Source organism: Candidatus Poseidonia alphae, assembly GCF_943787815.1.
GTDB classification, from domain to species: Archaea; Thermoplasmatota; Poseidoniia; order Poseidoniales; family Poseidoniaceae; genus Poseidonia; species Poseidonia alphae.
On the sequence record NZ_CALSNW010000003.1, the window covers coordinates 165,484 to 177,604 of the forward strand.

General features: G+C 50.4%; 6 protein-coding genes. 2 read left to right on the forward strand and 4 right to left on the reverse strand.

The features are described 5' to 3' along the window. From AAA857_RS05585 to mvk, 4 genes are all read right to left on the reverse strand, one after another. Positions 1–3,585 carry a hypothetical protein gene (locus AAA857_RS05585; protein WP_338173970.1) on the reverse strand — a complete coding sequence of 1,195 codons (3,585 nt, stop codon included), beginning with the start codon at positions 3,583–3,585 and terminating at the stop codon, positions 1–3. Between the two features lie 47 nt (positions 3,586–3,632). Continuing rightward, a complete protein-coding gene (locus AAA857_RS05590) occupies positions 3,633–7,169 on the reverse strand; it encodes a hypothetical protein (protein WP_338173971.1) in 3,537 nt (1,178 codons plus the stop codon). A gap of 38 nt (positions 7,170–7,207) precedes the next feature. Next, a complete protein-coding gene (locus tag AAA857_RS05595) occupies positions 7,208–7,822 on the reverse strand; it encodes a TATA-box-binding protein (protein ID WP_338173972.1) in 615 nt (204 codons plus the stop codon). A gap of 76 nt (positions 7,823–7,898) precedes the next feature. Further along, a complete protein-coding gene (gene mvk / locus AAA857_RS05600) occupies positions 7,899–8,999 on the reverse strand; it encodes a mevalonate kinase (RefSeq protein ID WP_338173973.1) in 1,101 nt (366 codons plus the stop codon). A 53-nt stretch (positions 9,000–9,052) separates the two neighbouring features. On the opposite strand from mvk, the gene AAA857_RS05605 reads away from it, so the two are divergent. Next, entirely contained in the window at positions 9,053–11,092 is a 2,040-nt protein-coding gene (locus AAA857_RS05605; protein WP_338173974.1) for a (Fe-S)-binding protein, read from the forward strand. A 2-nt stretch (positions 11,093–11,094) separates the two neighbouring features. Further along, positions 11,095–12,090, forward strand: a complete 996-nt coding sequence (locus AAA857_RS05610; RefSeq protein ID WP_338173975.1) for an A/G-specific adenine glycosylase — start codon at positions 11,095–11,097, stop codon at positions 12,088–12,090. Positions 12,091–12,121: the final 31 nt, after the last annotated feature.

Sequence of the window (12,121 nt, forward strand, 5' to 3'; positions counted from 1 at the left end):
TCAGAAGTCAAGATCGTCCAATAACGATTGCAACTCTGTTGAGGCAGGTGCTGGTGCAGGGTTAGAAACTATGGGTTGTTGAACCGGGGCCGGTGCAGTATTTGCAGCCAACCATTGTTCGCCATAGTAATTCCACTGTTCCATCGTCCATCCCTCCGGCAGTCCTGTTGCTGGGATTTGTGGTCCTGTATTGACGGGCTGAGGTTCTTGATAGATGGGTTCAGCAACGGTTGGTTGCGGTGCATATGATGTCTGTTGTGGTGCGAGTTCTGAAGGAGCAGCAGCGACAGGAGGTGCTTCAAACGGTTGTTCAAACGACGAGAACCCTTTGAGGTCGTCGCTGGGCCGCTTTCTCGTAAAGAGCAGGAAAGCAACCAATCCAGCAATCACAATTCCAAGAATGAAGATGACATAGGTCATGGTGGTTCCTACAGTGTCTGAGATGCTCTCAAACAAACCTTCCGAAGGGGCTTGTGATACCACGAATGAAAGTTCAGTTTGTTGGAATTCACCATCATCGTCGGTGACCGTTAGGACGATGGTCCATGTGCCTGCTGGGAGGTCTTCTATGGTCCATGCTCCCCCTTGGTGGTCAACATCGCCAACCTTACTACCATCGAGGTCGGTATCCAAAAACGAGGCGTCCCATTGGTAAATGAGCGTCGTTTTATCGCCTGCGGTTTCAACAGAATCTGTTCCGTCGAGGGTCAAGTTGTCTCCTTCCACAAGGCCGTCTGCAAGTGAGCCGAGTGTGATGACTGCCGTTGGTGGCAGATTGAGAACACTGACGTTCATTGATTGAGTTGCAGTGGCTCCGTCATCATCGGTTACAGTGACGGTAATCCATCGGACACCTGTTGTCGACCACGACTTGGAAATTGAGGCACCAGAGAGTTCACAATCGTTGTTTCTTGTTCCGTCGTTGTCTTGGTCAACCATGGCGTTAAAATCCCAGCAAATCTCCAATGTCGCAACATCGGAGGCGGTATCGCTAGCAACGACTTCCAACGAGAGGTTATCCTCTTCGAACACAGGAGTGTTTCCCGGCAGTCCGGTAACGGTCGGTGCGACGTTGTGAATCAAGACTTCACCGGTTTGGGTCGCTGATGTTGCACCGTCGCTGTCGATCGCTCTAACATTCAGTGTATGAATTCCAGATGCAGTCCATGCTACCGCTTCCGATGAGGAAATTCCGATGCTGGTTATGGTCCAGTTTTCATCCTCAATCGATGGAAGCCATTCAACGATCAATGTTCCTTGGTCGTTGCTGGTATCGTCTGCAACAACTCGCAGCAGGGCGATTTCGTCTTCGTCAAGATGCCATGTTCCGTTTGCATCCTGCAACAGTTGTTCGCCTCCGGTCCATAATTCGGGGAAACCGATTGTTGGTGGTATGTTCAGCACGTCTAAAGGACTGGTCACCGTTGTTGTTGCGCCATCATCATCCGTGGCGATGGCTGTGATGTTCATCGGGCCTTCGCTCGTTGGGATGAACGTGCAAGTGGGTTGAGTCAATCCTTCAGTACATTCCAATCCTGGCCATGAAATGGTGACTTGTTGCCCTGTTGGAGAAGAAGTGTCAATGTCTTGTATGTCAACTGCATTGATGGTGATGCTCTGCTCGACGGGCACGGTTGCATCATGTGAAAGGTTGAATACGGGGGCGCGGTTAAGCACGGTTACATCAATTTGGAGTTCATCAACATCCAATTCACCGTCGGTAACGATAACTGTGATGGACCATATGCCGCTGTTTGACCAGTTCCAGTGAGTGATGCAGTTGGGCGCTTCAATCACGTCAATAAGGCCTACACGTGATTCGATTTCGAAGACACAACCAACTTCTCCTCCATCTTCATCGTAACTGCCGGTAGCATTGAGGGTGACGTTTTCAAAGGTGTATTTCCCTTCACTCGCTTCCATGACAGCGGTTGGAGCCCGACCAATGAAAATTTCGATGGTGGCATCGTTGTTTGTTCGGTTGGCGTCAGCGGTCACGTTCATGTCTGGGTCCACTGTGAATTTGAGATTCTTAAAGCCCACAGCCAAGTTCTCAGGTACTGCCCAGTTGACGATCACTCGCTCCTCTGAATACGGTCCAATGGCCGATAGTGGCTCTCGGTATATTGCCCCATCAGGTGTCTCAATCTCCATGTAGGTCGTTGGTGAGCTCAATACACCTCTGTTCTGAGCCGGCAATGAGAACATCATCATGTCTCCTGGTAACGCATTGTAGCCAATTGATGCTCCGAGGGTTGATGTTACGCCACCTCGCGTACGCTCCACAATGACCGATGAGGATTGAGCAATGAGGTCAATTCCCACGACATTTAGGTCTTGGACAACAGTGGCAGCTCCGATGACTTTTGTGGCTGGGTCGTAAACAACAACTCCGTTGCTGGTATGGTCGTCACTGCTTGGCGTCGTGTCGGTTTCATTGGATACGTTAAGGGATACTTGAGCCATGCCGTTCTGATCGGTCGTAGGATTGAGAATGGTTCCAGCAATCTCGTATCGCAGTTGTAAATTTGTATTGGCTATCGGGCTTGGTGGTGAGCCTGCGACGTTGTAATCAACGGTAATGGTTTCAGTGGAGTCCGGAAGGGTTGCTGAGTAAGCCGTCGCTACGTTGAGGTTGGTGTTTCGACCACCCGGTGAAGAGCCAGCAACTACGCTGTTTGAGTCGCTTGGGTTGTACGTCTTCAAAATCCAATCAATGGTAAATCCAGCTGGATTGATGATTCGGTTCCAGGCGCTTCCTCGGGCATCAGGGCAGTACCAGTTGAATCCGGTATTGACTCCCGATTCATTCCATTCTGAGATTTTGTATGAATTGTCGCAGCCCAAATATTGCGGTGTGTCTCCATCTTCACTGGGGGCTTCGTTCTTGATGACCTGCCATGAATAGTTTTCGGGTCCACCTCCATCAAATTCCGACGGGTCAAAATAATCAGACGTGCCTGTTACCACGGTGTCTGCGCGGAAGGGCATGTACCACTGGTCGCCGTTCCGAAGTGGGAAATCATGTGTTTCTTTGGCTGGCGTGTAACTGTTATCAAAGTTGATATCAGCCAACGTGAAGCTCAAAAACCCGAGGTTAAAAGGAGCAAATGTCACATCCAAATTAAAATTGGATTCCCTCGTCGCCAGGTCTCTTGCTCGGATGATGTCGGTTCCATCGTAATCAATTTCCAACCGCCCACTCGTTCCTTCAAGGGTTGCTCCACTGTTGCCGGAACTAAACGAGCCGTCAACGGTGATTTCGTACACCAATACCGTGTCGCCATTTTCATCGGTTTCGTAGAGGATATCAGTGACTGTATTGACGGTGTCTCCAGTCAGTGTGTTGAGCGATGCGGAAACGTTGGCTTGGGCGATGAGTTGAGCCACGTCAAATTTCGTTTCATAGACCCACTTGTCACCAATTCGATAGTTGGGGACGTCCACGATTGAAAGATTACCCGTTGAACTGTGATCGGAGGTGTTCTCCTCGGCAAGGAGGGTTGCCGGGCTAACCTGACTCAACATCGGAGTGAGGAGGAACAAAACGGCGACGAAGGTTGCCTTCCACAAGTCTCGGTTCATGCCTCGTCGTGGGCGTTCTCATACTTTAGGAAGTGTCCTTCGTCGCTTCACGTGTTTTGAGAATCAAGCCATTGTTGACCGTAGTATGACCATTGTTCGGTAGTCCAGCCTTCCGGTAGTCCTGTTTCGGGCACGGGTGGTCCATCCGAGTTGGTTTCATTGGGATTGCTTTCAAGAATTGATGCTGGAGCATTTTCAAGCGCCATTTGGAATAAATATTCTGGTGGAGGGGAACTGGGTCGCTTTTCAGCCATCGATTCCTCTCTTGCATCGTTATTTTCAACCATGAGGTTTTGCGATAAATCACTCCACATGTCATCGTCCCCTGCCTTTGATTTACGTCTTGAGAACATCAACAGGAGGCCAAGGAGCAACACAAGCAGCCCTCCTTGCATCAATGGATTCGCTTCTTCGCCAGCCAATGAGGCTCCGATGTTTTCCAATGCTGTACGGTCTGCTGGAGCTACTGCGAACGTGATGACTTTGGTTCCTGGTCGTTGTGGGTCTTCGTCCCAAGCCATGACTTTGATGGATTGACTCCCAGCCTTACGGAAGGTGTAGGTGACGGTCTTCCCGATGACGTCGGCATCATTGTCTGGAATTCCATCCTCGTTGCTATCGAATTCGATGTCAATGTCCCAGACGACGGTTAATCCATCCAAATCGTTAAGGGCATCAATCGTGGATTGAGCGTCAAGGGTACATGGTTCATAGGCAACACAGGCAATGGCTGTAGTGCGAATGAGCGGTGGCGTATTCAATACTTCAACCGTTAGAACTTCACTTGTATGAGCTCCATCGTTATCCGTTACGTGATAAACCAATTTGTGGGTCCCACTTCGATTCCATGAAATGGTCAAGTTATCTCCGATGACATCGCAATCGTCATCTGCGCTACCGATGTCATTTGAGTCCATGCTGGGGTCAATGTCCCAACAACGAATCAATGTTTCTTGGTCGGAACTTGAATCGGAAGAACTTCCGGTCACGCTGATGCTTTGACCTTCCGCAATGGGGAGAATCTGATTGAGTGGCTCGATTGTTGGTGCAACATTCGCAACGCTGATCCACCGTTCTTCAACCCCGCTAGATTCGCCTTCGGAGTCCGTGATTTCCAGTCTCATTTTATGCAATCCTGCCTCGTGCCAGATCATATCAAATTCTGATGTGCGTCCATCAAACGTACGTATCAGGGATGGCTGGGCATCATCTGGCCACCAGGTATGTGTGAGTCCATCAATATCGTCGATGGAGTCCTGCGCTTGTCCCTTTACCAGAATCGGTTGGTCTTCGGTGACATGCCATGTGCTTTGGGCATCCATGAGGATGGGCCCGTTTTGGTCAACCAATTGTATGTTGACACTGTGAGGCTTAATGTTGGTGAATCGTATGTCGATTGTAGCCGTAGCCATGGTACTGTCATCATCCAAACCTACTGCCGTAAAGGTAGTCCAACCTTCCTCATTTGACGTCGTCGTGCAAACTCGGGTGTAGTATCCTTCCTTGCAGTTTGCTCCCGGCCAATAGATGTCGACCACGCCAGGCCATACGTCTTCTGAATCCGAATCGTTTGCATATGCATAGAGCGTGATTGGGTATTCGACCATGGCCTCAGTCCGTGCACTCTGGACTTCGATCATCGGTGCCCGATTGACAACTTCAACAATCACGGTGAGATTGACTTCGTCTCGTTCTTCGTCGATAACCGTGAGTTCAACGGGATAAGAGCCATCATCAATCCACGTATAGTTGAGTACACAATTTGGCGCAAGCACCTTCTGGCTGGACCACGTACGGGTGCCGTCATCAAACGCAACGGCAAATTCACACGTGACATTTCCCCCGTCTTCGTCAAAACTTTCAGACGCATCGAGGAGGATGTAATCGTTCGTAAGGCCGGATGAACCGTTGACCAAGGCGGTAGGGACTCGTCCGACAAACAGGTCAATGATGGCGAGATTGTTCGATGGATTTGCATCAGCAGAATTGAGTCCGTCAGGGTCGGCTTCCCACATCAAACTTTGAGTGCCGATGTCAGCCGTAACGGGTACGGTCCAATTGAGGGCGACCTTGTGCACTTCATAGGTTTCAAGGGCAGGAAGAGGTACTCGGTTGGTGAGTCCATCTGGTAAGGTGATGACCGCTTCGGTTGGCGTTGATGCGGTAATTCCTCGGTTGTTAAACGAGACCTCCACTTCAAGTTCATCACCTGGAAGGACATTGTAGCCTGAAAGTGCGTTCAGGGGGGTAATTACGCCGCTTCGATTTCTGAGAATTTGGGCAGCTTCGGCGTCAGCAAACACATCCAGCCCCACAAGATATTCATCCAGTGTGACGGTGCTCGCTCCAACGTAGGTTCCGGATTTAGCAACCAATCCATGGCTTGCATAATCAGTTTGGCTCGCTGATGAATCAAGGGCATCCCCGATGTCGATTGTAGTCCATGCACTTCCATTTGCTCCGGTTGTTAGGGATTTGACAATGCCTTCGTGCTCATGATGCAGCTCAAGATTCACGCCCGAAGGATTAGAGAAACAACTTGAAGAAGCATTAACCCAAACCTGCATTGGCGTATTCAGCGCGGTAATGCTGCGCTCAGGATTGACCTGGAGGCAGGGGTCTCTTGAGCCTGGATTTGAATAGGGGTCAACTCCAGATGCTCCAACCGGATCGTACCGCTTAAGTCGGAAGTCAATGGTAAGTCCGATATCGTCTTCAGTGTGCAACCAAGCATAGTTTCCAACTTCAGGACAGTACCATCTGTAGCCTTCTGAATCTCCATCGCTGTTGTATGACAGCATTTCATACGAACCGTTGCAGCCACCATAATCGGTCGATTGACCGAAGGAATTGGTTGGTTTTCCGACATTGGATACAACCCATGTGGTGGTATTGGTTTCAGTAACTGGAGGTGGGAATGGTGTGATGTAATCACTCTGGCCGGACCATTGGACATACGAAGTGGTCATCGTCGTCCAACGTTCGTTGGCTCGTAGCGGAAAATCATAGTTCTCGTTGACGGGTGAATACGACGTTGTGATCGTAATGTCTCCAAGGATTTGCTCCAAGAATGAAATACCACTCGGGACGAAGCGTATGTACATGTCAAGTTCGTTTCGAATCGATGATAAGTCGCTGACGCGCAGGTACTCGGTTTGAGTGTATTCAATGTAGACGTTCCCTGAATACCCTTCCAGTGAAACTCCGGATTTATCGAAATTAGCGGTTGAGCGGAGCGTATATGCTAGAACCGACATATTGTCGACATTTTGCATGGAAATAGCAGTGACTTCCGCCGTCGTATCTCCTTGGATTTCGCCAACCGTCGCGTCAACCCCCGTGTCGGTGACAAGAATTGTTGGGTCAAACGTACCAGAGTAAATCCAGCGGTCACCAATCCTCCATGTAGGGACGTCTGAAACGCCAGGGTCATGGCCTGCTGAACGTTGCACTGGGCTTGATTTCTCCAATACTGGATGCTCCAGTGGAATCAGTGTGATGAGGAGCAATGCGGCAATCAAGCCGGGCACGAAGACAGACCGTCCACTGCTTCCCATGCTGAGAGCAGGAGAGAAAGAGACCATCAACGCTTCTCTTGAGAAGCATCTAATTGAGGTTCAGTTCAAAGAAGGTCAGCCAGTTCGTCCTTGATGATTTCTACGGCTTCAAGAATCTCGTCCTTGTGTCGGGCACCGGTAATCACCATCTTACCTGATCCGAAAATGAGGCAGACGACCTTTGGGTCGTCGAGTCGGTAGATGAGTCCAGGGAATTGCTCTGGCTCGTACTCCACTTTGTCAAAGGGCAAGTGGAAGGTCAGGTGGTTGAGATTGAGTTTACGTGGAACTCCTGCTTGTGGCTCGCCAGTGAACTTGTCAACACCGTCGTAATCTTCGGGGTAGTGGAGTGCATAGGTAGCGACCATGTTCTGGACTTCGATGGAGACGTCCTTGAGGTCCCAGGTTTCAATTCCAGCAGCACGCAAGTCCTTGATCATTCGGTCAATACCTGTGTGGATGTTGTCTTCGTTCTTTCCACCGGTGCAGACAGCACGGCCGGAGCGGAACATTAGGATTGCAAGTTTTGGCTCAGTAACTCGGTAAACGACACCAGGAAATTGTTCGGGTTCGTACTCGCAGTTGAGTTGAATGGCGATGTCAGGAAGGTCAAGTTCTTCAGCAACACGGGTGCTTGCAACTACGTTTACGACAGTTAGGCGTTCTTCATCGGTGGTCATATATAACCCGAATGACCTTTAGTATATAAAAGGAATTTCGGCACCCCACGATTTTATACTCGTGGATGTCGGATGTTCATTCAGGCCAAAAAGCCTCTTTTGGTGCTGTTACGAGGGTAGCGCCTGGGTTTCCAAGCCGTGAGGTGAGTGTCCGACCACCTGCGAGTTCAATGGCTTCACTCGTCGCCTTGGGATTGCGCGTTAGCGCCACCATACACCCTCCGCCTCCGGCCCCGGTCAGTTTCGCTCCGAGGGCCGTTGGTAATGCTGCAGAAATCAGGGTTTCAAGTTCATCAGAAGAGACGCCTAGATTTCGTAAAATAATGTGATTTTCGCTCATGGCGTGGCCCACTGCGTCGTAATTCCCTTGTTGAAGCGCTTTTAATCCACGACGAGCGATACTCCCGATGGCTCGTATCTCGTTGATTCGGCTTGGATTGGCTTCAAGAGCAGCAGCAACCAAGGCGACTTGATGCGATGTAGGTGCGTGAACTCCTGTATTTCCCAAAACAAGGTACACCTCGTCCTGAGGAGGTGTCATCGTGTGAATCTCCCAAGTTCGTTTCCCCTCCGGAGTTTCGAGTTCACGTCTGAAGACCCACTCGCATCCAGTTTCTTTCTTGTCGGAGAGGACCACAATCCCTCCGAGGGTGCTGGTTGAGGTGTCCATTGGGGATGCACGGCCGGATTGAGCGGTTGCTTCAGCCATATGGGCGAGGTGGCTGATCTCATCGTTTCCAAGGTTGGCTTCCGAAATTGGTCGGCTCGCATCTAAAGCAGTACACAAAGCAACGCTTAATGCGGCACTTGAACCAAGACCAGATGCCCGAGGTATGTCTCCAGATACATGGACTGATAGGGGTTTTGGGTCGCTTTCAGTGGGCCATAGTGCATGAACGAGATGATGGATGTGAGGGTGACGTTTTGCGACAAGGGAGCTGCCGTCAATACTCCATGCTTTAGCCGGGGTAATACGGACTTGGAGGCGTTGCTCAAGAGCAACCGCAACCGCAGGCTCACCGTACACAACTGCATGTTCTCCAAAGAGAATGCACTTGGCCGGAGCGCTCGCAGTCGTAGCGTCTCCATCAAGGGCCATGGTCACTAGAAGCGGTCGGCCTTCATATTCCTTCTCACAACCACGAGCCATCCCGTTGATTTTTGACGGTGGTTTCAAAGTGCGTCTCCCCTTCGCAGACCTGCCCGAGCATGTCTTTGGCGGTGAACTGCATGGAACATCCCCTGTTTTTGGACTATGGACCCATTCCTGGATGGGTAATTTTGTTGATGCTCTTCGGCGTATCTGGAGGTTTTTTCCTCTTTCAAGTTCAGAAGGCCACTCGGCTGGTCCTCAAAGGAAAGCCAGAAAACCGGTTTGATAATTGGGGTACTCGAATCAAAGAGGTAGCAACCGGTTGGCTTGGACAAAAGAAAGTACTGAAAGACCGTGTTGCTGGAGGTATTCACGTCCTCATGTTTTGGGGCTTCCTGATGCTCTCAACCGACATGTTTGACCTCGCAACCGGCAATCAATTCTCACAAAAGGTACTGCCGGAAATGCTCCGCGGCCCTTGGAACATCGTGGTTGAAACCGGTTATACCATCGCCTTCATCGGCTGCGTGGCTGCTTTGATTCGTAGGGTTGCCTTCACACCTGAGAAACTTAAGGGCAAATCACAGCTTGAAGGCAACGCTATCTTGCTTCTTATCATGACCATCACCACCACTTCGTTTGTGGTAGAAGCCGGTGAATCGACCATCTCAAAAACATGGGAACCGATTGGCTGGTGGGTCGCGACAACAATGGTGCCCAGCGCCAGCATGGTCATTGCAGCCTATTGGGCTCACATGGTGGCCATCTGCGTGTTCCTGTTTTTGATTCCACTTTCCAAACACATGCACTTGGTCATGGCTTTCCCGAACGTATTTTTCCACGATTTGCGACCTATGGCGACCATGGAACCTCTCGCACGAGGAGAAGACGGCAAGGCCATTATGCTCGACGACCTGGACTTGGAATCCTTCGGGGCAGTTAACTACACTGATTTCACATGGCGAGACCTCATTGACGGATGGGCCTGTACCTCGTGTGCCCGATGCCAGGATGTTTGCCCTGCTTACGCTAGCGGAAAGGCGCTCAACCCAATGGAAATCATTCACGATGTCCGCCACTATGCAAACGACCATTCTGGAACGCTTCTTGCTGGCGAAACACCCGAAGAGGACATCATCTCTCGATTTGGAGAGGACGCCATCTGGGCCTGTACTACTTGCCACGCATGCGTTGAAGCATGTCCCATTTACATCGACCATGTGCCCAAACTTACCGATGCTCGTCGTCATCTGATGATGGAGCGAATGGAGTTTGACGAAAAGGTCGAAGACACCGTCATGCCCTTGATGATGACCATTGAAAACTTAGAATCCGACTCAAACCCATACGGCCTACCGTCCCACGAACGCGGCGATTGGGCTGAAGGATTGGATGTCAAGGTTGCAGAACCCGCCGAGTACATTTACTTCGCAGGATGTGCAGCATCCTTTGACGAGCGTAACAAGAAAGTTGCTCGTGATACCATCAGCATCATGAAGGAAGCAGGTCTTGATGTCGGAATCCTTGGCATGCAAGAAGGATGCAGCGGGGACGCTGCACGACGTGCTGGAAATGAATACCTCTTCCAGATGTTGGCCGAAACAAACCTGGCAACCTTTGAGGAGATTGGTGTCAAGAAAGTAGTGGCTTCATGCCCGCATTGTTTCCACACCCTTGGAAAGGAATACAAGGATTATGGCGGCGAAGACATTGAAGTCATGCATCACTCCCAACTCATCAACCATCTGCAAAATGAAGGGAAGCTTCCGGAGCCTAAGCATGACGGAACGGTGACGTACCACGATCCATGTTACCTCGGCCGCATCGGTGGCGAATTGGATGCACCTCGGGATGCTATCGGGGGCGTTGATGTTGAAGCAGAGCGTCACGGTCGAGATTCGTTCTGTTGCGGTGCAGGTGGTGCTCAAATGTGGATGGAAGAACATGTTGACGATGGCTACGACCGCGTGAACGTCATCCGTTCCAAAGAACTTGCAGCAACCGGTGCAGATACGGTTGCAGTGGGATGTCCGTTTTGTTCAACCATGGTCACCGACGGCCTCAATGCCATCGGTTCCGAGATGGAAGTCAAAGACGTTGCTGAATTGGTTTGGGAACAAATCAAAGCAAACGACGCTAAGATTGAGGCGAAGAAGGCTGAATCTGTCGAAGCGTGAGTGTGAGTGCCTTGAGTGGCCTATCACGTGAAAAATTGCTTCAATGGTACGATGAGAATCAACGTGCGCTACCTTGGCGAGAAACAAGCGACCCTTGGGCAATTTTACTGAGCGAAATATTGCTTCAGCAAACTCAAGTGAGTCGAGGGATTGTGTTCTGGCATCGTATGGTCGATGCCTTCCCAACGATACAGTCAATGGCGGATTCTCCAATGGACAGGGTTCTGAAGGCGTGGGAAGGCGCAGGGTATTACAGCAGAGCACGTCGGCTTCATGCATTGAGTCAGTTGGTCATGCTTCCTTCAGCAGAAGGTGGCTTTGACGGTTCTCTTCCTTCATCATACGAATCACTGCTGTCTCTTCCTGGAATTGGACCGTACACTGCTGCGGCAGTTGCAAGCATCGCTTTTTCTCTACCCCATGCCTGTGTTGACGGCAACATCAGGCGAGTAATGGCCAGGCAACAGCAGATGATGGAGCCCTCCAATCGGGAGGTACAATCTTGGGCAGACCAACATTTAATTCATCATCGTTCTGGCGATTGGAATCAAGCCTTAATGGAACTCGGGGCTACGGTTTGTACTCCTAAAAAGCCTGAATGCTCCCGTTGCCCAATCCAGACTTCATGTCGGGGTAAAGAAACACCTACATCTTACCCAAGGGCAAGAAAAACCAAGGTCAAAGAAGTCACATTTTGGACGTGTGTAGAATTTGACCGGGTTGGAAATCCGATCATCCATCAGCGGAGGCAAGATGGTTTGTTTGGGGGGTTATGGGGGCCGCAACTCCACGAGGGCGAACGTCCTGATGGCGAGGGTGATGAGACTTTTGTCGGCACTGTTGCCCATAAATTGAGCCACCGTGCAATGACCGTCAAGGTGTACGTGTCAACTCAAGCGAGCAACGAATTCGGGCGCAATCCGTCGGAAGTAGCCATGTCTGTGCTGGATCAAAAAATCATAGAATTAGCCACCAGTTCGGGTTATAGCCTCATTTGAACATTGCATATCGTGATATATCACAATGCTG

What these genes read in the sequence shown, in the direction of transcription:
- AAA857_RS05590 (WP_338173971.1), bottom strand. Translation starts at nt 7,169, where the DNA reads ATGGTCTCTTTCTCTCCTGCTCTCAGCATGGGAAGCAGTGGACGGTCT.
- AAA857_RS05605 (WP_338173974.1), top strand. Translation starts at nt 9,053, where the DNA reads ATGGAACATCCCCTGTTTTTGGACTATGGACCCATTCCTGGATGGGTA.
- AAA857_RS05595 (WP_338173972.1), bottom strand. Translation starts at nt 7,822, where the DNA reads ATGACCACCGATGAAGAACGCCTAACTGTCGTAAACGTAGTTGCAAGC.
- AAA857_RS05585 (WP_338173970.1), bottom strand. Translation starts at nt 3,585, where the DNA reads ATGAACCGAGACTTGTGGAAGGCAACCTTCGTCGCCGTTTTGTTCCTC.